The organism is Phyllobacterium endophyticum (assembly GCF_003010935.1).
Classification (GTDB): Bacteria; Pseudomonadota; Alphaproteobacteria; order Rhizobiales; family Rhizobiaceae; genus Phyllobacterium; species Phyllobacterium endophyticum.
This window is the reverse complement of the sequence record NZ_PGGN01000002.1, coordinates 377,505-403,677: the sequence shown is the minus strand read 5'-3', so window position 1 is coordinate 403,677 and position 26,173 is coordinate 377,505. Positions and strand designations below refer to the sequence as shown.

28 protein-coding genes are annotated in these 26,173 nt (G+C 54.6%); 20 read left to right on the top strand and 8 right to left on the bottom strand.

Going from position 1 to position 26,173, the window contains the following annotated elements; translation table 11 throughout:
• Positions 1-2: 2 nt before the first annotated feature.
• The gene (locus tag CU100_RS10025) at positions 3-1,232 is read left to right on the top strand and encodes an HlyD family secretion protein (protein ID WP_106716447.1); all 1,230 of its coding nucleotides are present in this window, start codon (positions 3-5) and stop codon (positions 1,230-1,232) included.
• Positions 1,233-1,349: 117 nt separating this feature from the next.
• Here the strand turns inward: CU100_RS10025 and CU100_RS10020 are convergent, their stop codons facing one another.
• The 3 genes from CU100_RS10020 to CU100_RS10010 form a co-directional block, all read right to left on the bottom strand.
• Complete coding sequence (locus CU100_RS10020) at positions 1,350-1,982, bottom strand: sulfotransferase family 2 domain-containing protein (RefSeq protein ID WP_106716446.1); 633 nt, start codon at positions 1,980-1,982, stop codon at positions 1,350-1,352.
• 704 nt (positions 1,983-2,686) lie between these two features.
• Positions 2,687-3,061 carry a c-type cytochrome gene (locus CU100_RS10015; protein ID WP_106716445.1) on the bottom strand — a complete coding sequence of 125 codons (375 nt, stop codon included), beginning with the start codon at positions 3,059-3,061 and terminating at the stop codon, positions 2,687-2,689.
• A gap of 233 nt (positions 3,062-3,294) precedes the next feature.
• Complete coding sequence (locus CU100_RS10010; protein WP_146141828.1) at positions 3,295-4,527, bottom strand: YaaC family protein; 1,233 nt, start codon at positions 4,525-4,527, stop codon at positions 3,295-3,297.
• Positions 4,528-4,622: 95 nt separating this feature from the next.
• Here CU100_RS10010 and CU100_RS10005 point away from each other — a divergent pair, with 95 nt between their 5' ends.
• The 7 genes from CU100_RS10005 to CU100_RS09965 all read left to right on the top strand — a co-directional run bounded on the left by CU100_RS10005 (position 4,623) and on the right by CU100_RS09965 (position 10,986).
• Positions 4,623-4,925 (top strand): hypothetical protein, encoded by a 303-nt coding sequence (locus tag CU100_RS10005; protein WP_106716443.1) that lies wholly within the window; start codon positions 4,623-4,625, stop codon positions 4,923-4,925.
• 142 nt (positions 4,926-5,067) lie between these two features.
• Positions 5,068-5,406 carry a hypothetical protein gene (locus CU100_RS10000; protein ID WP_106716442.1) on the top strand — a complete coding sequence of 113 codons (339 nt, stop codon included), beginning with the start codon at positions 5,068-5,070 and terminating at the stop codon, positions 5,404-5,406.
• 134 nt (positions 5,407-5,540) lie between these two features.
• Complete coding sequence (locus tag CU100_RS09995) at positions 5,541-6,773, top strand: epoxide hydrolase family protein (protein ID WP_407070327.1); 1,233 nt, start codon at positions 5,541-5,543, stop codon at positions 6,771-6,773.
• 64 nt (positions 6,774-6,837) lie between these two features.
• Positions 6,838-7,320 carry a peptide-methionine (R)-S-oxide reductase MsrB gene (gene msrB, locus CU100_RS09990; RefSeq protein WP_106716440.1) on the top strand — a complete coding sequence of 161 codons (483 nt, stop codon included), beginning with the start codon at positions 6,838-6,840 and terminating at the stop codon, positions 7,318-7,320.
• A 79-nt stretch (positions 7,321-7,399) separates the two neighbouring features.
• Entirely contained in the window at positions 7,400-8,074 is a 675-nt protein-coding gene (locus CU100_RS09985) for an SOS response-associated peptidase (protein ID WP_106716439.1), read from the top strand.
• Positions 8,075-9,086: 1,012 nt separating this feature from the next.
• Positions 9,087-9,896: an alpha/beta fold hydrolase gene (locus tag CU100_RS09970; RefSeq protein ID WP_106716436.1), complete on the top strand. Its 810-nt coding sequence runs from the start codon at positions 9,087-9,089 to the stop codon at positions 9,894-9,896.
• Entirely contained in the window at positions 9,874-10,986 is a 1,113-nt protein-coding gene (locus CU100_RS09965; protein WP_106716435.1) for a PAS domain-containing sensor histidine kinase, read from the top strand. Before CU100_RS09970 ends, CU100_RS09965 begins: the two co-directional genes overlap by 23 nt.
• A 279-nt stretch (positions 10,987-11,265) precedes the next feature.
• Here CU100_RS09965 and CU100_RS09960 read toward each other — a convergent pair whose 3' ends face one another.
• From CU100_RS09960 to CU100_RS09950, 3 genes are read right to left on the bottom strand one after another with little or no spacing between them, the layout of a single operon-like run.
• On the bottom strand, positions 11,266-11,667 hold the full coding sequence (locus tag CU100_RS09960; protein ID WP_280951592.1) for a TadE/TadG family type IV pilus assembly protein: 402 nt from the start codon (positions 11,665-11,667) through the stop codon (positions 11,266-11,268).
• Positions 11,657-12,097, bottom strand: a complete 441-nt coding sequence (locus CU100_RS09955; protein ID WP_106716434.1) for a TadE/TadG family type IV pilus assembly protein — start codon at positions 12,095-12,097, stop codon at positions 11,657-11,659. The genes CU100_RS09960 and CU100_RS09955 overlap by 11 nt, the downstream gene beginning before the upstream one ends.
• A 1-nt stretch (position 12,098) precedes the next feature.
• Positions 12,099-13,343 (bottom strand): pilus assembly protein TadG-related protein, encoded by a 1,245-nt coding sequence (locus CU100_RS09950; RefSeq protein WP_106716433.1) that lies wholly within the window; start codon positions 13,341-13,343, stop codon positions 12,099-12,101.
• A gap of 797 nt (positions 13,344-14,140) precedes the next feature.
• Between CU100_RS09950 and CU100_RS09945 the strand changes: the two genes are divergently transcribed.
• Complete coding sequence (locus CU100_RS09945; RefSeq protein ID WP_183635447.1) at positions 14,141-14,458, top strand: hypothetical protein; 318 nt, start codon at positions 14,141-14,143, stop codon at positions 14,456-14,458.
• 34 nt (positions 14,459-14,492) lie between these two features.
• On the opposite strand, the gene CU100_RS09940 is transcribed toward CU100_RS09945, so the two are convergent.
• Positions 14,493-14,741, bottom strand: coding sequence for a DUF982 domain-containing protein (locus tag CU100_RS09940; RefSeq protein WP_106716432.1), 249 nt, complete (start codon positions 14,739-14,741; stop codon positions 14,493-14,495).
• A 317-nt stretch (positions 14,742-15,058) separates the two neighbouring features.
• Between CU100_RS09940 and CU100_RS09935 the strand changes: the two genes are divergently transcribed.
• The 7 genes from CU100_RS09935 to CU100_RS26825 all read left to right on the top strand — a co-directional run bounded on the left by CU100_RS09935 (position 15,059) and on the right by CU100_RS26825 (position 20,813).
• Complete coding sequence (locus tag CU100_RS09935; RefSeq protein ID WP_106716431.1) at positions 15,059-16,348, top strand: flavin-containing monooxygenase; 1,290 nt, start codon at positions 15,059-15,061, stop codon at positions 16,346-16,348.
• A gap of 166 nt (positions 16,349-16,514) precedes the next feature.
• A complete protein-coding gene (locus CU100_RS09930; RefSeq protein WP_106717207.1) occupies positions 16,515-17,171 on the top strand; it encodes a glutathione S-transferase family protein in 657 nt (218 codons plus the stop codon).
• A 6-nt stretch (positions 17,172-17,177) separates the two neighbouring features.
• Positions 17,178-17,501, top strand: coding sequence for a hypothetical protein (locus CU100_RS27070; RefSeq protein WP_183635445.1), 324 nt, complete (start codon positions 17,178-17,180; stop codon positions 17,499-17,501).
• Between the two features lie 135 nt (positions 17,502-17,636).
• Positions 17,637-18,104: a hypothetical protein gene (locus CU100_RS09925; RefSeq protein ID WP_106716430.1), complete on the top strand. Its 468-nt coding sequence runs from the start codon at positions 17,637-17,639 to the stop codon at positions 18,102-18,104.
• Between the two features lie 459 nt (positions 18,105-18,563).
• Positions 18,564-18,764 carry a hypothetical protein gene (locus CU100_RS09915; protein WP_106716428.1) on the top strand — a complete coding sequence of 67 codons (201 nt, stop codon included), beginning with the start codon at positions 18,564-18,566 and terminating at the stop codon, positions 18,762-18,764.
• 533 nt (positions 18,765-19,297) lie between these two features.
• Positions 19,298-19,858: a Clp protease/crotonase-like domain-containing protein gene (locus CU100_RS09910; protein WP_106716427.1), complete on the top strand. Its 561-nt coding sequence runs from the start codon at positions 19,298-19,300 to the stop codon at positions 19,856-19,858.
• An 802-nt stretch (positions 19,859-20,660) separates the two neighbouring features.
• Positions 20,661-20,813 (top strand): hypothetical protein, encoded by a 153-nt coding sequence (locus CU100_RS26825; RefSeq protein WP_170113792.1) that lies wholly within the window; start codon positions 20,661-20,663, stop codon positions 20,811-20,813.
• Here the strand turns inward: CU100_RS26825 and CU100_RS09900 are convergent.
• Positions 20,801-21,070, bottom strand: a complete 270-nt coding sequence (locus tag CU100_RS09900; protein ID WP_342588303.1) for a hypothetical protein — start codon at positions 21,068-21,070, stop codon at positions 20,801-20,803. The two genes, CU100_RS26825 and CU100_RS09900, sit on opposite strands and share 13 nt — an antisense overlap.
• A 667-nt stretch (positions 21,071-21,737) precedes the next feature.
• Between CU100_RS09900 and ligD the strand changes: the two genes are divergently transcribed.
• From ligD to CU100_RS09875, 4 genes are all read left to right on the top strand, one after another.
• On the top strand, positions 21,738-22,808 hold the full coding sequence (ligD, locus tag CU100_RS09895) for a non-homologous end-joining DNA ligase (RefSeq protein WP_106716425.1): 1,071 nt from the start codon (positions 21,738-21,740) through the stop codon (positions 22,806-22,808).
• Positions 22,801-22,989, top strand: a complete 189-nt coding sequence (locus tag CU100_RS09890; RefSeq protein WP_106716424.1) for a DUF3606 domain-containing protein — start codon at positions 22,801-22,803, stop codon at positions 22,987-22,989. Before ligD ends, CU100_RS09890 begins: the two co-directional genes overlap by 8 nt.
• Positions 22,990-23,752: 763 nt before the next feature.
• Entirely contained in the window at positions 23,753-25,339 is a 1,587-nt protein-coding gene (locus CU100_RS09880) for a polysaccharide pyruvyl transferase family protein (RefSeq protein ID WP_106716422.1), read from the top strand.
• Positions 25,336-26,061, top strand: a complete 726-nt coding sequence (locus CU100_RS09875; RefSeq protein WP_106716421.1) for a class I SAM-dependent methyltransferase — start codon at positions 25,336-25,338, stop codon at positions 26,059-26,061. The genes CU100_RS09880 and CU100_RS09875 overlap by 4 nt, the downstream gene beginning before the upstream one ends.
• Positions 26,062-26,173 lie beyond the last annotated feature (112 nt).

The window sequence follows — 26,173 nt, the reverse complement described above, 5'->3', positions numbered from 1 at the left end:
TTATGTTTGAGCTGCTTCTCTGTTCGCTGCTAACAGTCTTTCCAGACTACCTTTACCGGCGTTATGTACAAGGGCGACGTATCGGCCGGGAGATTACTCTGTATACGGTTTGGTATGAGCTGCGCTGGGGTATCACCGCGTGCTTGCTACTGACCGTAGCGTTGATAACGCTCATCTTCTACTACCATCCTTCGACTAAAAACGTCAGCGCGGTTTTCCGGACCGTAACCATTCTCCCGGAAACCACCGGCCGCGTTGCCGAAGTATTCGTCGGGATCAATTCAAAGGTCGAAGCGGGTGCACCGCTCTTCCGGCTCGATAGTTCACAACAGGAGGCGGCGCACGAAACGGCACAACGCCAAATCGATGAGACAATTGCCGAGACCGCGGTGGCGCAAACGGAATTGGCGGGGGCGGATGGGCTCATTCAGCAGGCGCAAGGTGCATACCAGCAAGCTCTCGATGAACTCGCAACCAGGCAAGAACTGTTGCGGCGCAGGGCAGACGTCTCGGTTCGAGAGGTAGAGCGATTGCAAATCACCGCTGACGGCCGGAAGGGAGCGCTCGACGCCGCGATCGCCAACAAGCGGACCATAGAAACGAAACTGTCCACGCTCCTCCCTGCCCGGAAAGCGAGTGCAGAAGCCGCCCTCAAGCAGGCTCAGGTGGAGTTGAACAAGACCGTGGTCCGGGCCGGTGTGGCGGGAACCGTTCAGCAGTTCGCCCTTCGCCCCGGTGACATTGTAAACACTATGATCCGGCCCGCAGGCATCCTGGTCCCGCAAGAAGCTGGACGTGTAGCTCTCATTGCGGGTTTCGGACAAATCGAAGCACAGGTGATGAAGAAGGGCATGATTGCTGAAGCAACATGTATCGGGAACCCCTTCGCGATCATTCCAATGGTGGTGACCGAGGTTCAGGATGTGATCGCTGCCGGACAGCTTCGACCGACGGACCAGTTGATCGATGTGCAGCAGATGGCGCGGCCCGGCACTCTCACGGTCTTCCTGGAGGCGCTTTATCCTGGGCAACTTGCAGGCATTCCGCCGGGCAGCAGCTGCATCGCGAACGCCTACACCAACAACCACGATGCTCTCGCTGCTCCCGACATCAGCACCTCACGCTGGCTATTCCTGCACGTCGTGGATGCGGTCGCGATCGTGCATGCGATGATCCTGCGAATGCAGGCGCTGATGCTGCCGGTCCAGACTTTGGTATTGGGTGGCCACTAGGCTGTCGAATGCGTCCTCGAAGGTATGGACGATGTGCGGCAGCGGGAGGCGTCTGTGACATGACAAAGAGCAGCATGTGCGCTTAGTTCGACGCCTGTTATCGCCTGGCGCAGGCTTTTAGAACTCGTAACCGAATTTTTCGAGATCCCGGGCCCATATCTTCTCGACCAGCTTGCGCTCGACCGGGGTGTAATAATCCTGGTAGGCACCGCGCCGGCTGGCATTCTTGCGGGTCAGCTCGGGGCTCTCAGGCAGGCCCAGCCGGGTGACGATGTCGGTGAACGCCTCTTCCATCTGCTCGAAGCGGTAGACCCGGTCGACCAGCAGCTTTCCGCCGAAATCGCACAACATTGAGGTTTGATCCCGCGGGCGCCACAAGGCGCGACGCCGCTCCTGATGAAGGAAATCGGCAAAGCTCTGCGTCTGCGCGTCTTTGTGTCGGTGGTGCTTGCAGTTGCCGCTGACGAACGCATATCGGGAAACGGCGAGGTCGTACGGGTTGCGCACGAGCCCAAATTTGAAGGCGCCTTCAAAGAAGGCGCGGGGCAATTTCAACCTTGCCCAGCGTATCGAAGCGTGAGGTCCAAACTGAACGTCGAAACCCTCTTCAACCGGCAGATGTGAGAGCAACCGCCGCCATTGGCCGGAAGCCTTCTTAACGGCATAAGGGCGCAAAGCCCGCTTTAACGCTTGGCCGCCGGTTTTGGCCACATGGACGAAGATGAAGTTCTTCTCGACTGAAACGAACATTCACCACCACCCTGCAGGGCTACGCAGTTTTGGTTGGTACCGGCCATAAACTTTCAAGCGGAATGTCAGCATCAATATAAAGAGTCGACTATCCTACAATAGACGGCAACGGAAGCGGCCTTGACTGCAGACCAGCGGTGACTGAGATATGAGGAGAATTGCCTCTCACGTTCACTAATCTGCGTAAGAGCATTCACCATCTTGTTTGATACATGTTCCATGGCAGTACCCCCTCAAGTAGATGCCTAGAATGCGAAGTATGACACCTTCTGAACTTACGTCAAGAAAGTATCTGGCGCGCTGCGTGGAACAACAAGGTTTTCAATTTGTCGCGCCTCATTGCCTGGCGAAGATAGGGGTAGCGCATACGCCGCGACGAAGGCATAGGATTACTTTGGTCAAAAAAATCCGGAAACTTGTGGTGCGGATAGAGGGCACCATCCTTTTCACCGCACTACTGAAATCATTGATGGTTTCCGTTTAACGCACCATTCTTGTGGCGCATTATGTGGCGCATTATGTGGCCCAAAGTGCGCGGAAAATGGAACCCAAACCAGCCAGCTTTCAGTGATGGTACGGACGGGTGGCTTCTGAGGGAAAGCGTGTTTATTGTTTTTGCCGTATTTTCCCGCCTCTCTCCTATGCTAGGTGGCGCGAAATGTGGAACGAAATGTGGTGTGCCAAACGTTTTCATGCCGAACAGATTAGTCGCCCGACTTCAGGAACTCGATGATCGTCTTGCGTTGCGCGGCATCGGTAATGCCGCCATAGGGTTTCATGCTGTTGCCTTTTACCACCTGGTCGGGATTGGCGATGAACTGGTCGAGATTTGCCTCGTCCCAGGTGATGCCGGACTGCTTCATCGACGACGAGTAGTTGTAGTCCGGCAATGAGCCGGCCTTGCGGCCGACGATGCCGGCGAGGTTCGGACCTTGCCGGTTGTCGCCTTCCTTCACCGTATGGCAAGTACGGCAGCTGTTGTTGAAAGCGGTCTGACCATCGTCCTGGGCAAGCGCGAGAGGGCACGTCAGGCACGTCAGCCCGCCGACGAGACCCAGCGCGAAAAAGCGCGTGTTCATGTCGTTCTCCGTACTGGTGCCCTAGGCGCAACGTCTGCCGGTCAAAGTCGTTCCGTGACGCGCCGCAGTGCTGCCCCAGGCAGTTGGGTAACCGTAAACGGTTGTTGTCCATCTCGCCTTAAAACTTCCGGTGTGACAGGCCGATAGTGTTAAATCGACAAAAGTTTTAAATATCCGCGCGTAATAACCCGCGGTAAAAGCTGCAAAATTTGAAACCTAAATCGGATATCTCGTTAGTCAAAAAGGAGAACTTCATCTTCCATTTGCCCCAAGATCAACAGAGGTGTTCTAAGCAGTGCAATATCTATGAACTGATCTACCAAATGCGTGATCGCCGAGTTTCTCTGAATTTCCTTTATCCATTTTTGAGGATGATAGCGCGAGATCATACCCATAATATACAGCCCTAAAAAATAGTATCCGTATTCATTGAGGAGGGCGCCCGCGCCAACAAAATACATCTCATTCTTAAGGAGAGAAAAAGACTCGGGCGAAGAATTTGAATGCCCGTTGCGATGATTAAAATCACCGGAAAACTCACGATTGACGGAAAAAATCGCGCCTCCGGGCAGTGAATTGATTTCCAACTGTTCCCAATCATTTGGGTGATACATGAAGAATTCAAGGACCTCCTCGCGAACTCGATCATTGCAAGGGTGAATGATCGTCGTCAATCGGCTGGATGTTCTATTCTGCTCATCGCCAGCATCAACAGTGGACGTTATTACCCCTCTCGCCAATTCGGGAACTATGCCAATAGAATAAAGGTGTTGGTACATGAGTGGCGTATGCTTGAAGCAGTCCATCATGCTGAATCCGTTAGTTTTAATTGGAATGTCGGACAATGGCGTGATGGATGAGATTACTCGACGTGAAGTGCTAGCTGTGCCACCTGGGTACATTATCGTTTCTTCCGCATACTGGGGGACGTGTCTCGAATGGTCACGCCAAAGGCCGAACAACCCATCAATCTTGCCGTCCTCGTGAACTTGCGGAACAGCTAAAAAATCTTCTACCGAGCTACCGATACGGAGATCAAACCCGTGACGGTGATATCTTTTATCTCGCCGGTCAAGACTGACATTTCCATCACCGCGCCATAATATCTCGGCATTGGCAAGTGCCGTCACGCTATAATAGGCCTGCAGCGCTCTGGTAGTTGATCCGCTTGTTTTTGCCGATTGAGCGAACTCGTAAGCCTGGGTCAAACAGTATGACAATTGCGCCATCTGTTTAAGGAGGTTTTTGTGCTGGTCTTTTCCGATCGAGCGCTCTGACGAAAGGCGGGAAACTGTTGTTTCGATATCGTGGAATTGCCTCAGTCGCCGCCACACATACTCGTAAGCATTACTCTCATTCACAATGGTCGTCTTATATGCCATTACCCCACCCGAATATCCCCGTGCTGCTGACAGATTTGCCAGGGCCATAATGACTGATACGATGTTCCAATCAATGGTGGCCACTGGGGGTTCCTGTGGAGGCCTCGCCCGGAATGGACAATACGCTCGGCCACACCTAGCCACCGCTAAACGCGGGGGTAATCTTGGGGAGGATGATCATGGTTGATGCACGAGAGCGTGCCGCACGGGCGTTGTGCCGGAAAGCAGGCAATGTCGAAATGGCGAAGTTTGAGGGTAAGCCCCTCTGGATGTCGTATCTCGATGAGGTAGACACTGTGTTTCGTGCAATCCTCGATGCGCCTGGTTCGTCATATCATCTCGTCTTTGATAGCCTCCCCTCGCCCAAGGGTGCTAGATTTATTGAATTGGAAGACGATAACGGCAAGTCGATAGAGATCGGGGAATGGCGAGCGCGATCGGATGGCAACTGCGAACTGGTCCTGCCTTTGGTACGCCAATAATATTCAGGTTTGCGAGAAGTTTCTGATGCTGTTCCCGTCTGCTCAGTTCAGTCAAATAAGCCATCATTGACTCCATGCTCGACCCGGAACAAATATGGAACATCCAAGTTCCTTAAGTTACCCAATGTGAGCAAAATCACGCATGAGCAGAAGCCGAGGCGAACCACCTGAGGGATTGATTGACCGGGAGTACCCCTTTCAGATCGCAGTGCTTGCCTGCGAGGTATCCTGGCGATTTGAGAACGTGATGTTCCTTGCTGAAAAGCTGGGATCTTGGAGACTGCACAGGAGTCTGTCTGTAGATGGTGAGGGTTTCATCATCTATCGCTTCTCAAGGCAGGAGGGTGCTGAGTGCTTCCTGAAGGCCTTCGATGGTGAGTGGATCACTCCGGCAGAGCGGAAGAAGGGTACATGGCGATCAAAGAACGTGCGCATGCTTGTAGGCAGGGATGTCGGCCTACAAGTGCGGATGTTACCGTAACAAGCTTGCCCTTTCCAAGTTTCGAGAGCAGGTTGCCGCCCGCGTCGCTCCGGCCCTGTTACCAGCATCACGGCGCTCACCTTCACAGCCAAATCCACCGAGCACACGAGATGCTGCGGTTGCTATACTGAGGAATATGTCTCTCTGCTTTTGGCTTAACCAACGGGAGCATTGCAATGGCAGACCAAGCAGTAATAGACGCTCTTCGACCGTTTGAAATCAATTTCTCCGACGAGGCCCTCGCGGACTTAAAACGGCGCTTGTCCCACGCTCGACTACCAGAGGAGGAACCTGTTGACGATTTTTCCCAAGGCGTTCCTCTCAAGACTGTCCGGCAAGTTCTGGAGCATTGGCGTGACAAGTATGACTGGCGTAAGGTCGAAGCTCGGCTTAATGCAGTGCCAAACTACCTCACGGAGATTGACGGCCTGGATATTCATTTTATCCATGTCCGCTCGAAGCATGAAGATGCACTGCCAATCATTGTAACGCATGGATGGCCGGGTTCCATCATCGAGCAATTGAAGATCATCGGGCCACTCACTGATCCAACCGCACATGGCGGGCGTGCCGAGGATGCCTTCCATGTGGTCATTCCCTCGATGCCCGGCTATGGCTTCTCCGGCAAACCAACCACGACTGGTTGGGGGCCAGAGCGCATCGCCGATGCTTGGATAACCTTGATGCAGCGGCTCGGCTACAAGAAGTATGTGGCGCAGGGTGGCGATTGGGGCGCACTCGTGACCGAAATGATTGGTGTGCGAGGTCCCCCGGAATTGGCCGGCATTCACGTCAACATGCCTGGAGCAGTACCTGAAGATATCAATGGACCAGCTTTCGGTGGAGCACCGTCACCGGCTGGTCTCACGGATGAAGAAAAAAGCACATATGACCAGCTAGTTTCCTTCTACAAGAAGGTTTATTACGCATTTTGGATGGGAACACGCCCACAAACAGGGGTCGCGTTTGCGGACTCGCCCATTGGTCTGGCCACTTTTCTGATCGACCATGATCACGAGAGCTTGGCGATGATTGCGCGCTCGTTCGACGGCCAGCCTGAGGGTATGTCCCCTGACGATGTTCTCGACAACTGCACCCTGTTCTGGCTGACCAATACCGGCGTATCGGCGGCACGCCTCTATTGGGAGAACAAGCTTCCGTTCTTCACCCCCAAGGGCGTGAAAGTTCCGGTCGCTGTGACCGCATTTCCAAACGAACTCTATCAGACGCCGCGCAGTTGGGCAGAAAAGGCATTTCCCAATCTGATCCACTACAACAAGGTTGATAAAGGCGGTCACTTTGCCGCCTGGGAACAGCCGATGCTATTGTCAAAAGACCTCTGGGCAGCGTTCCGTTCGCTGCGCTGAGATTCAATTGGGCGGCGCGCGAAAATGCGCGCGCGGTCCTATTCAGGAGCAAGGAGACATCAAAATGGGCGATACACTGGATCTGCTGTTCGACTTGACGCCTCCCACTCAGGAGCAAATGCGGGAGCTGGTAGCCGACCTCAGCCAGGACGAGCGGCGACTCCTGCTCGAACATGGAGAAGAGGCACCGTTCTGCGGTGTTTTCCTAGATGAGAAGCGCAAGGGTCTGTACACTTGCCGGTTGTGCGGGCTGCCGCTGTTTAAGGCGGTATCAAAGTTCGAGAGTGGCACCGGCTGGCCAAGTTTCACCGCGCCGGTCGCTCGCAGTCACCTGCGTAGGGTCCAGGATACCCGATACGGGATGACCAGAACGGAAATCGTTTGTGCCCGTTGCGGTGCGCACCAAGGACATGTCTTTCCAGACGGCCCGCCTCCGACCGGCGAGCGCTTTTGCATAAACTCAGGATCTCTCGCGTTCACACCCAACGGGCAACCACTTCCCAACAAACTCGGTCGAGGTGATCCCGAAGGCGAACCGGTGGATTAAACGAGGCTATATCTACCAACGTTTCGCCGTCGGCAACAGACGGCTTGTGAACATGCATCGATCGCTTATCATCCGAACCATGTGCAACTTGTATAACGCCAGCACCACCCACGAAGCGATGCGGCAGCTGTTCCTGCCGGTCAATGACCTGACCAACCGGCTGACCCCGCAGATGGACGTCTTTCCCGACTATCCTGCCCCGATCGGCCGCAAGGATGCAAGCGGCGAGCGGGAATTGGCAATTGCCAGATGGGGCATGCCGACGCCGCCGCAGTTCATCAAAGGCGATGTCGATTACGGCGTGACCAATATCCGCAATCCGCGGTCACCGCATTGGCGGCGCTGGATCGGACCGGAAAGCCGCTGTGTTGTTCCGGCAACGAGCTTTTCCGAATATGGTCCGCAGCCGGATCCGATGACGAAGAAGAAGCCGCTCTATTGGTTTGCCCTCAACGAAGAAAAGCCGCTGTTCTGGTTCGCCGGCATCTGGACGCCCTGGTACAGTATAAGAAAGAAAAAAGAGGGACCGGTGCAGGCCGACATTTTTGCCTTCCTGACGACGGAGCCGAACGCGGTGGTCAAGCCGATCCACGAAAGGGCCATGCCTGTCATTCTGACGACTGCCGAGGAAATCGATATCTGGATGAATGCGCCGGCCGAAGAAGCGCTGCAGCTGCAAAGGCCGCTGCCTGATGAGGGTTTGATCGTTTTGCCGCAGCCAGACCCTGCCGAGGAAGAGCCGCTGCTGCTATGAGCTTCCCAAACGACAAAAAAGAGCCGCTTGAGACGGAAGCGGAATGGGCTGACAAATCTCAAGTGTCGCGATGCCCGCGCGGTTCATTATGCCAAGTGATTGGAGTTGTCTTGCTGAGTATGTTTTTCCTCACCCTCATCGGCATCGCATTCCACTTTGATCCAATTCTATCGAAACCCTTTTGATGACCGAAACTCCGTCCAAACCTTTCTACCCCTCACATATGGAGAAAGCTCCAGCCGGTTTGTTCGAACACTACTGCATGCATCCGGGCTGCAAGTCGTGGGGCGCATTCGGATTTGACAAGCGCTATGGCCTGGAGTGGTATTGCAGCGAGCACAAGGGAGATGCTGGCGAATAGAGGGTGTCATGAAAAACAGTGGTGCAAAGCTTGGTAACTTTCTTAGAATGAAATACAGACGGCGTATGGCTGGCTCGCGGAGACCGATCAGCCGAGCATTCCGAAAGTTGCTCCACCCGCACAGCCTACATCGCCCCAACTGACAGCGGCGTGAGCATGGTTCCAGCATCGGACAGCGCCTTGACGTTGGAAAGTGTCGAGCAACTAAGTTGTTCCTCGTGAGCGAACGTTCGATGCCGCGAGCCACATTGAGTTGACGGGTGAATCAATGGCAACTCTAAGGTATGACCTTGGACAAGAAGTCGATGGCACTTGGACGGTCTATGACGTGTTCACAGGTTCGCCTACGCTGGTGTTGGAAATGTTCGGTGTCGGCATGAGCGCCGAGGAAGCGAACGACCTGGTCGACCTTCTTAATAACCAAGATCTCAGACGTAGGGGGAGGCTAACAAGGTCCCCGTAAGCGCTCACGTAGCTGGGAGATGGCCAAAGCGAGCCCAATCGCAATCAGAATTATTGCAACGACATTAAGAGGCCCGATTGTTCGACGATGCCGCCGTGATCAACAGGAGTATTGCAGCAGTTGCGCGATGACGTATGTTATCCTCTTCAATACGCTATGTTTCCTAATGCAGTAACGCGAGAGCTTTGATGGGTATCCTTGAACGGAACAACGTGTCTGTGTACGGGGAAGGTCCTGGTACGATCATGTTTGCGCATGGCTTTGGCTGCGATAAGGCCATGTGGCGCTATGTGTCTCCAGCCTTCGAAGACCAATATAAGACGGTATTGTTTGATAATGTCGGCGCTGGCGGATCGGATCTGTCAGCATATTCTTACGAGAAGTATGGTTCGCTTGAGGGATATGCCGACGACATTGTCGAGATCGGTCGTGAACTTGCAATAAAGGACGCCGTTTTCGTAGGCCACTCGGTCAGTGCAATGATCGGTATTATTGCTGCCAAGAAAGCCCGTGAAATGTTCAAGGCGCTTGTCCTGGTTGGACCGTCCCCGTGCTATATCAACGATGACGGCTATGTTGGCGGCTTTACGCTGCCGCAAATGGAAGAACTGCTGGAGTTTCTCGATACCAACCATCTTGGTTGGTCCGCAGCAATGGCACCCGTAATTATGGGCAATCCAGATCGAACTGAACTGGTTGAGGAACTGACCAACAGCTTCTGCCGGACCGATCCTGCCATCGCCAAGCACTTTGCCCACACGACGTTTCTATCCGACACGCGACCGGAGATTTCGGGGATCGACATCCCGGTTCTTGTTCTCCAATGCTCGAATGATGTGATTGCGCCGGAAGCGGTGGGCGAATACGTCCACCGGAATATTCCCGGCAGCAGGCTTGTAGTTATGAAAGCGACTGGCCATTGTCCGAATCTAAGCGCACCTGAGGAAACCATAGCACATATCAAAGAATATCTGGATGAACTCTCAACAGGCAGATGACAGCCTTATAGACGACTTCGAAGACTTCTTTGATCGGTCGCTCAACGGGTATGTAATAGCATCACCCACGGGCGTGATATTGCGGGCGAACGCCCGTGTGGGTGCCTGGTTGGGCTATAACCCTGAAGACCTCACAAAAATGAACGTAACCGACCTTCTCAGTATAGGAGGTAAGATCTTTTTCGAGACACACCTGCGTCCCTTGCTCCACATGCAGGGAATGTTCGACGAGGTGGCGCTCGAGTTGATTGGCAGTCACGGCAAGCGACTTCCGGTGATTGCCAACGCCATGGAGCGAAAGGACGAACAGGGCTCTGTCATGTTCGTCCGCTTCACATTCTTTCGCGCGGTTGATCGACGAAAATATGAGCAGAACCTTCGTGAGGAACGAGCACAGGCCGTCAAAGGCCTTCGATCGGAGCAAGAGGTGTCCGCCTTGCGCGAGCAGTTCATCGCTGTTCTGGGCCACGATCTCCGCAACCCTTTGGCATCCATCGATGCTGGCATCCGGCTGCTCGCCAAGAGACCGCTCGATCGAAGGGCAGTTGCTATCGTTGATCTTGTCAGATCGAGCACGATACGCATGGCAGCGTTGATTGATGACATTCTGGATTTCGCACGGGGGAGACTTGGTGGCGGGATTTCGCTCGACCTGCATCCGGTGCTTCTCGAACCAGTTCTTTTACACGCAATTGAAGAACTTCGGATCTCGAACCCTGACAGGCAGATCAAAACTCAGCTTGATCTTCCTCTCCCGGCACTATGCGATCCCGGGCGATTGTCGCAGCTCGTGTCCAACTTGGTCGCAAACGCTTTGACCCATGGTGCGCACGATGGGCCCGTTTCCATAACCGCTACACAGAACGCATCGGGTTTTGAATTAACAGTCGCAAACACCGGGCTTCCGATCCCACCTTCCGTACTCCAAAACCTGTTCCAACCATTCAAACGTGAGGCTGAAAGGGCAAGTCACCAAGGTCTTGGCCTTGGCCTATACATTTGTGCGCAAATTGCTCAGGCACATGGCGGAACGTTATCTGCATCATCTGATCACGCCTCGACTCGGTTCACGCTTAAACTGCCTGCCTAGATCCGCTAGGTTTTTTGCTTTGCGCCTTGAAGTCACGCCCATACAGGCGCTATCGGCTTTTGGCCTCATCGTCTATCGCTTTCTTAACAACGAGCGGTGAAAACACGAGTAGGAGGTCCGACGCGGTTAAATCACTGCAATCCCTGTGTCAGTTTCCTTTGGAGCGCTAAAAAAACGGTCGCTAACTCCGGGAAACACCTGCGGGCCTCCGAGACTCTATTCGCCAAAAGAGGGCTCAGTGGCCGACCAGGCCTTTGAAGGTATCGATCAGACGGCCTCCTACGGCGCAATCATGGGCACTGTTATAGAGGCAGCATAACTCACTGGATATTGGTCGATCAAAGGTATCTCAACCACAAAGGCGTATGTGGCAGTAACGTGCGCCATTCTGAACCCGCCGTCAGGTTGGTCAAATGCCAACGACACCGAGATATTTTGCAATCGTAACTGGCTTACATGTTCCCGCACTAGCGCCTCGACTTCATTTTGGCTCAGCGAATTTTTTAGCTGGAGTGCCCGAGAGGTCTCCTCGAGGGCGTACCGGACGCTGGACATTGCGTTCATGCTCCACCCGAACACAATAATGCCCAGCAAAAACATCATCAGCAATGGCGCTACGAGTGCGAACTCGACCGCGGTTCCTCCCCTCTCATCGTCTTTGAAGGAAAGGTTACCGGACACGTATCACCTGTTCATGACTTAGCTCGCGTGAAACCGGATATATGTCGAGGTCGTACGGTGCGGTCCACATCGCCTGCGCCTGAATGCGGATTAAGATTGAGGGTGTCTTTGAGCCTTCACACAACATCGATGACGTGACTACGCTGTCGCCGCACATGTATATACGGGTTAACAGAACCTGCGCATCCGCGGGACGGCTGTCCCAGCTTGCAAGCGCGACCCGTTCGATCGCCGCATCATCCGAAGCACCTTGCATCACCATATTGGCCGCTGTTTTTACGCCTGCGCGCATGGACAATGCGCTTGATGCCAGGGACCAGCCATCAATGATGCCGAGTGACAACAGACAAAGGATGGGAGCAATCAAGGCAAACTCTATTGCCGCAACGCCCGACTCGCATCCAAACTTCCGCGGCGTGCGCGTTTTCATTTTACTCCACCAGCTGGATGGACTGCGCCGCCGGAATATCCCGCATTCCGAGGCTGCTACAATCCTGGTTGATGCCTGTGTTTCCTGTCCACTCGATGGTTCCGGCGACAACTTGCGAGCACCCGCCCTCTCCTGAAAAGTTTCCGAGATACCGGACCTGTTGCACGGCAAAATAGAGCGCCCCGGTAAGTAGTGAATCCGCCGTTCCATTGAACGTGTTGGATCCTCCGACGCTCGATCGATCGCCAAAGAACAATATGCCCGAATAAACCCCGGACGTTGGAGCGCTAAGTTGAACGGTTGCGTTACCGTTCATGCTCACACGCGAACCTTCCGCCAGGTAAATTGTGACCCCGTCCCCCTGGACACGTGCATTTGCATTTATCTTGAAATCACCGCCCTTGATGACATAAACGCCGGGAGAAAGGCTTACGTTGCCGCTGAGCGCAAGTCCACTGCAGTATGTCCCGGGCTTGAGCGAATTGGCCTTGGCGTTCTGACATGTTGCCGAGGCTTGCGGTGCGGCGATGCCGGCAAAGGGATCAGACGCTATCGATGCTTTTGTAATAGGCGCTGCACAAACAGTCTTGACAGCGCCGTTGCCCGTGTCCACGCCTCCGGCTGAGATGAGGCAATCCACTTCGAGTTTGGCGGAACCTTGTACCTTGATCGCGTTCGGATCTATCGAGTTAGCTATTACCGAACAGCCCTTCAGCTTAACGTCTGAACTGCCGGAAAAAAGGGCCGCATTGGAAGCGGACGGATCAAGTGCGAGAATGCAGGCCTTGGACGCCTCAGCAATAAGTGCGACGGCTCTGGCCTGCGTGAGGACAGGGGTTTGAGAATAGATCGACGTAAAGAACCGGCCCAGCCTTTGGTGTAGGATCACTTCTACGGCGCGCTTTGTCGTATTCGGCCCAGTCGACGGAGGGGTAAAGACCTCGATCTCGCCTGTCGAGGTCTCGAAATAGTTTGACGTCGCAGAAGACGTGGCGGCGGCAACTATGGCGGGCGTGCCCGATCCTGATGCCTTTTCTAGGGCACCGGCATATGCAGATGCATCTGCCGCCGCTTGCAATTTCAAATCGCTGTAAAACCAGTAAGATGTTTCGACACCCAATCCCGCACCACCGATAACGAGTGGCAGGCAAAGCGCAAAGATAATAGCTACGTTGCCATCCTCCTCAGCAAAACGCTGCAGAAAGGCCTTGAGACGTTGTATGTGACGAAAGCGCCATCTTCTCATTCACCATTAAATGCACAGAATGATGAACAATCATTTGAGAGGGTTCGTTGTAATTTAAAGGTGTTTTTGAGCACGCCGCCGCTTCATGGTGGATTGGACCGTGAGCCGTGGCCCAATGCTCCGTTGGCGTTTGATGGGAGGGGAGTGAAGACACGACAAGCGGAGGCCCCCCACCGCAGCAGTCTCTTTCTCTCCCTCCCGAAGCGCCTGACCGGTGAATGAAAGGGGCAAGTCGGCCAGGAAATGACAGAGTACATCCGTTTCCGTCGGCTCTCCAATCCCCGAAATCATAAAAGAGGCTTGGTGCACAGCTACCTAGGCCAGGGTGGGAGATAGATCGCCAATAAGAAATAAGCAACGACCACTATCGCAGCGAAGACAGCAAAGTTGTGATCCATGCGAAAACCATCATCTGGAGGTCTATGAACACCCGTAGTACCGCCTGGCAAAGAGGGAGAAGAGGAAAAGGTTCGCGCGGGGCGCGGAGACAACTCTCCCTTCTTCTCCCAAGTAAGCTGACCGTTATCTCGATTGGAGGGAAATTATACGATCAGTGGATGGAGAAGATACACCCATTGCCGCCCTAGGTATGTGTAGCTATCCGGACATCCTCCAAAAGGCGTAGGGCGCTTACATGCCCTCCGCTTGACTGCAATTTGAAGCTGGAACCGGTGTGATTGATGAGTCGTTGGCATAATGGGTCATAGAGCAGTGTCTGGTAGCAGACACATACTTGCAAACCGCAAGTTTCAGAATATTCGTATGCGAGTCAGTGCCTCTTTCATGGGATCATCAAGATGTCTCAGGAACTGGACCACAAGCTGGACTGCCCCAACTGCAAGACGATCTACCTTAGAATTCCCCACATGCTTTCAGGCCACTCGCCTATCACCTGCACGACGTGCGGTGAGTTCCTTGGCACCTGGGAAGAGCTGGAAACCGACTTCTTCTCGCAAGGCGGAATGGACGGCGCTTTTCGTCTTGATGAGGGCCAAATTACGAGAATCAATCAGGACACGATGCACGCCCATGAACTGGCGAGCGGTGGCCCAGAGCAACTTCGAGCGGCGTTGATTGAGTCTGAGCCTCAAAAGGAAGTCGCACCGGACGTCTAGCAGTCTACGTCTGTCCGTCAAAGCGTTCACAACGTTAAACAAGCGGCGCCAAAATTCCTGCTTCGTCAGCTGCGCACACGAAGGCGGTTCTTGCGTCTTCAGCAGAACCTTTGCCAGCAAGGGCAAGGTTCAGCGCATCAAGAGCTATCTGTCTATTCGGCCCCGTGTGGCCAGGCCATCTCTCCATCATGAATGCCAACGCTGCAGGCACTGAGGTGAGCAACCGCTGCTCTCCCGAGCGCGGACCTAAAACCACCACATCTGGAAATCCGAGTTCGTCCATTCGCACGCCAACTTGCGACAGTAGGAAAAGTTGCTGTCCTATAGCGGACAGAGCTGAAACGTCAGCTCCTCATAACTGGAACATTCTACTAGTCAGATTGTTTCGTGCCCGCCTGAGGAGCTCACCATCTCTGGCAGAGGTCCGGCGCGAGAAGAACGTCCTTAAATGGGCGGCGCTGGGCCTCATTCCGGCGTCGGCTGGAATAGCTCCCTCGCTTAAGCGGAGTCTTAGTGGAGATGCGCTGTTAGCTCCGGCCGTCCACGCCAATCCTGCCTTAGTAGCGGCAGTGCTGGACTCATTGCGGCGGACAAGGCTTAATGCTGCGGGGTGGCAAGATTGCCGGGGCGATTATGAGATCACTGCAGCAATTAAGTAATGACGGCGATGTTCTGGATGCTGTCGTCATCGGCGCCGGCTGGGCCGGTCTGGGTGTCAGCTACTGGCTGGCGCGACGAGGCCTGCGCCACAGCGTGTTGGAGCGGGGCCGCGTAGGAGAGACCTGGCGCACCCAGCGGTGGGATTCATTTCGGATGAATACTCCCAACGTGCAGACCATTATGCCGGGCGACAGCTATGACGGACCGGATCCGGATGGTGCTCTGACGCGTGACCAGTTCGTGGATCTCCTCGAGAGTTTCGCCCTTCGCAATGCGCTGCCGATCGAACCGGATACCGCAGTAAACGAACTCGCTTATGAGAATGGCGCCTATCGAATCACCATCTCACAGGGCAGGCTTTGGGCGCGCAACGTCATCGTGGCAAGCGGCAGCCTGAATTGTCCGGTGCGACCGGTCTTGGCCGCCGCCTTGCCGCCAACTCTCAGCCAGATCGATGCTTCCGGTTACCGCCGCGCATCGGACCTACCCGACGGAGCGGTGCTGGTGGTCGGGAGCGGCCAATCGGGTGCTCAGATCGCGGAGGAATTGGCGGAAGCGGGTCGAACGGTCTTCCTCGCGACCAGTCGCGTCGGACGGCTCCCACGGCGATACCGGGGCCGAGATATCATGGTCTGGCTGCTCGATAGCGGGTTTCTCGACGTGCCTCGGCAGGAAATCATTCGCCTAGCGGGCCGCATCCCTCCGCGGGGTGTGCTCGGGTCGGTGCGTACCATAAGTCTTCAGTCGCTGAGCACTCAGGCTGTCATACTTCTTGGGCGTCTCACTAGCATCGAGGATGGCGGCAGCCTCTTGTTTGCTGATGATCTCGAAGCCAATGCCCGCTTTGCGGATGACGCCTCTGACAATGTCAAACGCCATATCGACGACTATATCAGCCGCACCGGGATAGATGCACCCGTTGCGGAGCCTGACTTAGCGGAGACAGTCGCGCTGCGTCGGCCCAATCCCAAGATCAATTCGCTCGATCTCTTCCGCTCAGGCGTAACGAGTGTGGTCTGGTGCACGGGTTTCAAGGGCGATTTCGGTTGGATAAGGATTCCCCGCGCGCTCGACAGCGCGGGACAACCTGCTCACACGGATGGCATCGGTTCCCTGCCGGGCCTCTACTTCGCAGGCCTGGACTTTGCCTCCACACGCAAGTCGGGCATCATCCTGGCGATTGCCGAGGAAGCAGAACGCCTTGTCGGACATATCCAAGGGCATTCGTAACCGCGTCTGGCTCGGTTATTAGGCTGAGGTTCGGCGTCGGAAGACCGCCGCCCCTCGAGCCGGGCACATGCCGGCTGTAGGGTTCTAGTCCGGAGCCGGTTCTATCTGCGTTGGAGGTGAATTTGGTAAATTTTTCTTTTGACCAGCTTTGATGGGGGTTCGATCTATGCTGACAATCTATGGCGTCTACAAATCGCGTGCATCACGCAATTATTGGATGGTGAGGGAACTAGGCATCGATTTCAAAGGCATACCCGTGATTCAGGCAAGATTGCTCGATGATCCACATGCCTCCGACGCAAAGTTCAACAGTCTTTCTCCAGCGTTTCTCCGGGTCAATCCGAATGGCCAGATTCCGACAGTAGATGACGATGGACTGGTATTGTGGGAATCTATCGCAATTAACCTCTACCTCGCGCGAAAGCATCGCGGATCGATCAGCGCTCAGAACCTGCAGGAAGAAGGGCTGATCGAAATGTGGTCTTTTTGGGCGGTCAATGAAATTGAACAGCACGCAATCAAAATCGTCTACGTTCACGATGCCGGTGAGCAGGATACGCGCGCGGGAAAAGAAACGCTTGCCTCTGCGTCCCGCATGCTCGAGCGCCCTTTTCAAATCCTCAATCAGCATCTGTCTGATCAACATTATCTCGTCGGAAATCGCTTCACGGTCGCCGATCTGAATGTTGCGGAAATATTGCGCTACGCGATTACGGAAGACGTATTGACCAGATCCAATTCAAACGTCGTGGCATGGTACGAGCGTTGTCACGAGCGCTCCGCATTTCAGGACATGTGGCGCGCACGGGCCTTATTGGGTTGATGCCAAATGCTCTTTGATCTGAGCTTTTTTCCTTCCAACTACTATCGCAGCAAAGACAGCAAAGTTGTGGTCCATGCGAAAACCATTATCCCGAGGTCTATGAGCACCCGCAGTGCCGCCGCCTGGCGAAAAGGGCGCAGAATAGTCCACATCAATGAGGGAGAAGAGGAAGATGTTTGCGCGAGCACTGAGACAACTCTCCGTTCTTCTCCCAAGCAAGCTGACCGTTATTTAAAACGGAGGGAAAATTATCCGATCAGTGATGGAGAAGATACACCCGTTCCGGCCTGCGGTATGTGTGGCCATCCGGCTATCGTCCAAAAGGCCTAGGTCCGGACCATTAGATTCGGAACAAAGCTCGCCTGCGGCGCGTTGATGAAGCTGGCCACGATGGTCGATCAGGCTTGTAAAGGCCCCTCTCCCGCGACACTGGCATTTACTTGATGGCCAATGAGAGGAGGCACGATGGTTACGACGCTGGCTCGTATTAGAATTATTCCAGCTCTTGGCAACGTGACGATTGTGCTCGGCCTCGTCATGGCGCCTATCAATATCACCTTTGATGGTGACGTCCTTCGATTGCAGCTACAGGCGGCCTTGGCAAAGGATAACGGCGGGGGCAACGGTGGCGGCAATGCTGGTGGGAACGCCGGAAATGGTGGCGGTAATTCTGGTAGCAACAGCGGCAGCGGGAATTCTGGTGGCAAGGGAGCCAACGGAAAAGGCGCAAACGCGGGTAAGAAGGGCAACACAGGAGTTGTCGGCCAGCCAGGAACACTAGAGAGTCGACCTATCGAGGTTCGCCATGTGAACGGAATGAGTGAACGCATCAAGGATGGCCGTTACCTGATGAGAGACGCTAAGGGACGTACTATCATCAACCGCACGGCAACAAGATCCGATGAAACGAGATTGCAGTCGCTCACCCGCTGACACCACCATGAGGGTTGCACCGCTCAGGCGACCGGAATAAACGTACCGCATGGCGGAGAAGAAATACGAGCCAAGGCAGCAATTGGACGGAAAGTGGGCTATCTATGATGTATCCACTGGGCTGCCGGCTGTGGTAAATGGCTTCTTTACCATCGATATGCCTCCCGAACAGGCAGAGGATTTGAGTAATCTTTTAAACTCTACAGATGCAAAGCACAGACCCATGTCAGAGCGTTGATGCTGTTCTTTATGAGATGCGCATGCCTAGGCTTCGTCCACCGGCAGACATAGCATTGACGCTCTTGACGATGAGTTTTTTAATAACTGGGTCGCTGGTCTTTTTTGCAATGGCACACCTGCGATTGAGAGATGTTGAGTGCTCCCGCCGCATCAATCGCGGAGGTTTACTATTCTCATCGTTTAACGAAACTACTGTATACGCGTGAAGACTGGAACGTCATGCAGAGCGCCCTCTTCAAGGCCTCAAGGCAGCTTGGACGCGGCCCAAATCACGAATTTACCGACCGGCTGGCGCGCCGTATAATGACGCTTTACGACCGGGGTCTGCGTGATGAAGAGGTCATTGCATTTGCGGCAGTGGAGCAGGAAGAATTACTCGCAAACATCGCGGCGCTGAGGGAAAGTCGCCTATCAGCATGAACAGCGAGCAAGTCAGACGCCTGAAAGATGAGGAATTGCTCGTCACATTCAGCGTCCGCCGAATGTCCGCCGAGCAAGTCCGTTCCATCACAGCAGCCGCCCTCCACAGTAATTACAACCACAGTTTCAGGTAGCGAATGGAACAAACTTCAACCACGCCGGTTTCGCAGTGCCGTAACAAAACCCGGGTGGCAGATGCGGTACACCGAAACCGAGCAGCGCATTCTAGATTTGGCTTTCGATCGTGCATCACGACGGTTGCGCCGCGACCCCCACACGGATCATCCCCGCGCCGATCATCTTAGACGGATGGTAGTGGCGCTTTTCGAGAAGGGCTTTCGCGACTTCGAGCTAATTGCCGGCATGGCTGCGAACAAAAAATATATCATCGAAAGGAAATCCAAAAGAAAGGCGAATGGTATCGGCCGCGGTCCATTGTCGCCGCAAGCGGGTTCACGTTCCGCGAGACATAGTACGCCTGATTAGTTGAACATCTAAAGGAATCCAGCAATCTCGAAAGGAAGTCGACACGCATGCTCGCTCCAAACGCATTACTCAGCCAGCCCAACATCCGAATTTTCGGTCTTATCGGGACTGGCACGTTTTGGGATGTCGTTAACCAGCTGGAACAGATTCGCTCTGGGCCAGACGATCTGGTGCTGGAACTATCCACTGAAGGCGGCGATGCCGATACTGCAAGAAGGATTGCCCTGGAGATTTCCTTGTTTATCCGCGACTCCGGACGGCAAGCTTACTTTGTCGGTAAGTCCTTCGTCTATTCGGCGGGCATAACAATTATGGCCGCATTCCCAATAGCAAATCGCGCCCTGACCTATGACACCACGCTACTGGTCCACGAGCGCCGCACGAAAGAAACGATCCAGCTCGATGGTCCCATGCAAGCCAACATCCAGATCATACGTGAGCATCTGGCCGTACTGGAAACGGCTCAAAGGATCGAGGAACAGGGCTTCAAGAATCTGATTGAAGGCAGCAATATCGATCTGCCTACCTTATATCAGCGCGCCAGGGGAAATTACTACATCACCGCCCCGGAAGCCTTGGAGCTCGGGTTAATTGGCAGCATTTTGTAGACCGGCATTAGTTCCGACGCATGTCGTTAAAGTCAACTCCATCGTGCAAGGCTAAACCCTTCGGGCCGAGGCGTCGTCCGCTGACGAGCCCAAGGACGGCGTCGCCTCACTTTCTCAAAAGAATGCCGGAACATTAATCCGGGGCCACAGTTCGATGCCGGTCGGAACGCCCACACCTCCGACAGAGGCTCGCCGTCACCCTCCCCGCACCTGTAGTGTACCGCAGGCGGCGGGCCTCACTTTCTGGAGGACGAGCCGTTATGAGAATGTTTGCCCTGGTCGCCTGCATACTCGTCATCATTCTGATTGCGGTCGTTTACTTCGCCTTGGTGACGTTTTTCACGGACCCGCTTACAGTGGGGATGCCGCAGTAAAGAACGCGTTGACCTGCTCTAGTGTAAAGCCGAGTACTGGCGGCTAAGCACCACGTTCTCCTCAAGTGCCTAGATGGATACCTCTCAGGCGGGCGGTTCGCATTCATCAAGCAGCCATGGAAGCGTGCAACTACGTTGACGAGCCGGAACGTGGTCCACGGTGAACAAGCCCTTCCGCTGGAACAAGAGCAAGCCACTGCCGAGTAAGCTCGGCCTAGCTATATTCCGGAGTATCAGCGGTGAGAGCCGGGGTATAGCAACGATAATAATGCACTCGCAGAAGGCGTTGAGAGCCACACTCCGATTTATTGCACTTTATGTTGGGGTTCTCCTTGGCCGCTGGGATGAGCTCGAAAGATTTTAACCAGCAATGCGGACAGCATGGTATTGTTGGCATGATGGTCAGATCATTCGAAAGGGGTGATCCAATGCGAACACATTTTGAGGACGATCCGGAAAATGGGCGAAGCGACCCGCCCTACTTCCTCTACGGCTCGGTATTCCTTGCTGCACTTGCCATCGCTATAGCGATCGGTTGGTTTTTATTACATCTGGAACGCGTGGCAGCTTACGTTCCCTGAACCCGCCCGCCAACCGGATCACCGGCGGCGGCTACATAGCGCAAGTGCGGCCCTTTACAGGTGCTCATCCCATTTTCGAGGATGCCGGCCAAGAGCAGAAGCAATCTCGTCGAAAGTTGGCCCCGCCCATCCCCCGGAAGGCGAAGTATCTCTGCAGAGCGCATCGCGGCTAGGTCTTGAGCGGTTTCATACCCGCACTGGTTGAGCTCGATGAGAAGCCCAGTCGTCAATTTCAAATCTGCAAGTTTCGTAGCCATAGTCGCTCCATTCATTTGGATGGTTGAAAACGCCTCCCAATTTGACCACGGGACCGCGACCGTCAACGTGCAGATTTACACCACAACAAGTTGGGAACCGTGACGCTATCCGGAAGGGGGGTGGAATGCCCGGTCGCTCCGTCCGCCACGTCCCATGGCGATCCGTGACTGAATACAGCCCGATCTGGGCTTATGCGAACGGTTTGCTTTCCGGTCCGCAAATGCGGCCGGAATCCCAAGGTATCACCTCTTGATCATCATCCGAGTATGTCACGCTCACGCCAGCTTCGGAGCTTGAGAGGACAGTTGCCTGCACCTCTTCTCGGAGCACTTTGACAGGATCGCCCGGTTGTAGCGAACTGAGTTTGTCACCGGTGTCTAGATTTGCATGCAGTTCCTCCCGAAGCTTTAAACGCGCACCAGATGAAGAAGTTGCTGCTTGGCGGGAGCCAAGGGCGGCATCTCAGCTAACCACTTAGTACTAATCCCGGAACGTGGGTCAGAAGGACGGGTTGGTTTTCCGCCGGGGCGTTGACAACTCCGGCAAGAGGCCCGGCGTAGACCGCCCACCACAACCCCGTCGGGCCTCACCACACCCGAAACCTTCTGGAAACCCTAAGAACTATGAGTAATTTACGTTGCTCTTCAATTCTGCCTCAATAGAGGCATGGCAAGAAGCTCATCTCGAAAGCCTAAAACAATAGGCCTTCTCTCCGAGGCCGATGGCGCACTCAAGAGCAAACCGGCTAAACCGCGCGACAAGCGCCAGGCCCAACTTGCGTTCGATCCCATGCCGGTGCGGATCGAACCCGCCCTCGCCCTGCTCGTCAAGAAGCCACCAAGTGGCGATCAGTGGCTCTACGAGGTGAAATGGGACGGCTATAGGCTTGCCGTACACATTGAACCGAGGCGCATACGGATCATCACCCGAGGCGGTCACGACTGGACATCGTATTTCCCGGCCATTGTGGCCGCTGCGAAGGAACTTGGACCTGCGACCATGATCCTCGATGGCGAGGCGGTTGTACTCGACGAGAAAGGCCTGCCGAACTTCGGCCTGCTGCAACAGGACCTCGGCGGCCGCCGAGCGACACGCGCTGCAAGGAACGCCATCCTCTATGCCTTTGACCTTCTGTATTTCGACGGTCACGATCTGACCGGCGTCGAGCTATCGACCCGAAGGCACCTGCTCAACGGTCTTCTGGAGAATGCAGATGGCGCGATCCGGTTGTCGGAAGAGATCGAGGGAGATGGCGAAGCCCTGCTCAAGCATGCGTGCAAGCTCGGGCTTGAAGGCATCATCGCGAAGGACAAGAACAAGATCTATAGATCCGGTCGCTTGGGCGACTGGCTCAAGATCAAATGCAACACGAGCGAGAGCTTTGCCGTCATCGGTTATGAGCCTTCAATCAAGGTGCGAGGATCGATTGCCAGCCTGCTGCTCGCTGCCCGTAAGGGCGATGACCTTGTCTATGTCGGATCAGTCGGAACCGGCTTCTCGGCAAAACTCGCCAGAGACCTCAAACGGCAACTGGATGGCATTCGTACCGATAAGCCCGCCGCACCAGTCAAGGGCAAAACCCTCGTCTTCACGGAACCAAGACTCGTTGCCGAAGTTACGTTCGGCGCCTGGACGCATGACGGCAAACTACGGCACACGTCCTTCAAGGGACTTCGGGAAGTCGCCGACCATGCGCAGGTGTTTGATCTAACCGCCGAGGAGGACGGCGATGGCTGACGACAAAACCAAACGAGGCGCACGCGACCGCAGCACGGTTTCCGCAGAGGAGAAATATGAGGTCAATTACCTGATGCAAGCGCTGAAGATTGGCCGGGACGACGCCGAGCAGCTTATTCTCAAATATAACGGCAACCGGCAAAGGATCGAGCAAGAGGTTTCCAAGCGCAAACACCGATAAGAATGGAATGAAGGGCGGCTCACGCCGTCCAACTTCGGTTGACTGCAAACGCGCTGAGCAAAGCCGAGAGTCACTCCGCACCAATTGGCGATCGGCACCACAACGTCCAATCATCATGCGGCCATAGGTTCTGGTAACGGCCGATAACACATAGACGGCAATGGCGGGTGCCTTTATCTCCCCGAACGGAAAGGGAGCCGAGCCGGGTGATTGTGTCGGTCTCCAGTTGCACCGGATTAAGAAATTCGAGGGACGAAAAACTCCTCTCCTAATTAGATATGGTGAAATATCAGCCCTTGTGGCGGATGGATGTCACCGGCAGATGGTTCCATAGTTCAGCCTTGTTCAGGGACTTCGACTCGATGACCAAAAGGTCGGCCATTTCTTACCCGCGAATGCTAGTACTGTTTGTGCTATGCATCGGCATGGCAATGTTTCAATTGGCTTCGATAGTGCCTTCATTCGTCGTCAGTAATTCCGCTGAACACACGATTTCGGGTGAAGACGAACATCAAGAGGTTCGGGCCCATTGCCATGCGGACTGTAGTTTACCGGGCGCCGATCATGCTCATTCACCATTCCAATCTCACGAGATGCCATCTCAGGCTCAGTCTTTCAATCTGATCCTATTTCCCGTCTCTCAGGCCTGGTTTGCCAAGCCACAGGCTGTTTTAAGCTTCGATTCTTTCCTTAACATTGATCGGCCACCAAGACCGTAGCTGTCGATAAGTCGCCCCAAGCATCAACGATACGGATCAGATCAATGAAAGCCTTACCAGCTATGACAGGGGCGTTGAGAAGAATTTCTCAGCGGTCCCCAGCCTCATCCAGCCGCGCCCTCGATACAAATCCGCTAACACGCGAGCAGACAGTTTGCGGGGCCAGTACTGAACACACAACAGTCGTCGATCGCGTCCGCCACGCGGAAAGCAGCACTACATCATCATCGGTCAAAAACCCCGCAGCCGTTCAGAATGCTCAGACGAAAGAGCCAAAGATTGCTATGCTGGGAATGTTCGGTAGCGGCAACACCGGCAATGACGGCTCGCTCGAGGCGATGGTAAGTTTCCTTCGCGAGGCACGACCCGATGCCGAACTGCTGTGTATCTGTCCGAATCCGGAAACCGTCACAAGCCGGTATGGCGTTGCCGCAGTCAGGCAGGGCCGGGTAGACATTACTGGCCATCGTGCTGCCCGGATGAGCCGAATGCTGGGGGACCTCCCCCGAAACATGCTCAGCATCATCCATCTTTTTGCGACACTGCGTGGCGTGCGGGTGCTTGTCATTCCCGGAACTGGCATATTGGATGACTTCCAGGAAACCGCATTCGGCTGGCCCTTTGTCGTGTTCCGATGGTGTCTGGCGGCTCGCCTGAGAGGCGTGCAAGTCGCTTTTGTCAGTATCGGGGCAGGACCAATCAAAAATTCCTTGAGCCGTTGGTTCCTCAAATCTGCTGTGCGGTTGGCGAAGTATCGGTCTTACCGGGACGACTACTCGTACCAATACCTCAAAGATAATGGCGTCGATGTCAGCCTTGACCGTCGCTTCCCGGATCTCGCCTTTGGGTTGCCGCTTCCATCGCAGCTGTCGCCAATCGCAAATAAGCGCAAGGTGGTAGGCGTTGGCGTGATGGATTATCACGGTTGGTCAAAGGACAACGCCGAGGGCGATAGCATTTACCTGTCCTACTTGGGCAAATTGTCTTCCTACATCTGCTGGCTAATCGAACAGGGACACGATGTCCGGCTCCTTACTGGAGACGTTCATGACATGACGGCGGTAGACGATGTTCTTAAAATGGTGGTCGAGCAGTGGCCAGATGTCGAACGGCAACGGATCACTGTCGGGTGCGGTGGTTCGCTCCACGAGTTAATGGCCGAAATCGCACAGACTGACGCCGTTGTTGTATCGCGTTATCACAACGTCGTCTGTGCGCTGAAACTCGACCGCCCCACAATATCCCTGAGCTACAACATGAAGAATGACTACCTGCTGGCGCAGTTCGGGCAGCACTACTGCCAGCACATCGAGAGCTTCGACTTCGAAGTGCTAAAACAGCATACCAATGCGGTTCTTGGCAACAGCGATGAAATCACTGCGCAACTCGCCAGAACAAACGCTTTGGTTCAAGTACAACTTGAGGAGCAGCAACACCTTTTGCTGAACCAGTTTGCGAAAATGTATCCGGTTGTTGCCAAGCAGCCCGGGCGGGACATCCCTTCGCACCAGCAAAGCTTCAATGGCACGCCTTACGACGACGAAGGAGACTTGCATGTTTACAGTCAAGAAGGAACCTGTAAGGAAACTCCATCCTTGGCCGCCGTCGGAACTCGGAAGGCCCAGACATGAAACCCCCTCTCTCGCTACAGCAGAACTTTTGGAACCATTGGAATGCAACCACCCGGGAGGTGCACCTTGATGAGGTGTCTTTCCGCCAAGCGGCGGTCGTGACTAGTTGGCTGTCGCAAATAGATAGCACCAATCTCAGGATTCTGGAGGTTGGTTGTGGATCGGGTTGGTTCTGCGGGCAACTGGCCGCATATGGCAACGTAACGGCGACAGATCTGTCAGACCAGGTTCTCGGACGAGCGCGAACGCGCTTGCCATCCGTCAAGTTTGTTGCCGGCGACTTCATGCAGCTGGACTTTGGCCTGGAAGAATTCGATGTGATTGTCACACTTGAAGTTCTATCGCACGTGGAGGATCAGGCAGCCTTCGTCGCCAAAATTGCGGCGCTCCTACGGAAAGGCGGCCAACTCATGCTGGCAACCCAGAACGGACCTGTTCTGCGAAGATATAACCGCATCCCCCCGCCCGGTCCGGGGCAGCTGCGACTATGGGTAGATAGAGACGAGTTGACGACGTTGTTGTCGAAAGACTTTGAAGTCATGGAGCTATTCTCAGTGACACCGCGAGCTAACAAAGGGATTTTGCGAATATTGCATTCACGCACGGTCAACCGGCCAATCCGCGCTTTTGTCGGAAGGCGCTTTGAACGTTTCGTTGAATCGCTCGATCTCGGCTGGACGCTCATGGCTAGAGCTAAAAAACGGCGGCCGGTTCCAGGATAGGAAACCACCTAGCGGTAGTTGGCGCAGCAGTCTCGTGAAACTGCTGCACCGACGTGTCAGCGCGCGGTTATGGCAATTTCAAAGTCCCGCCTGGAGTAAAACCCTCGGTGCT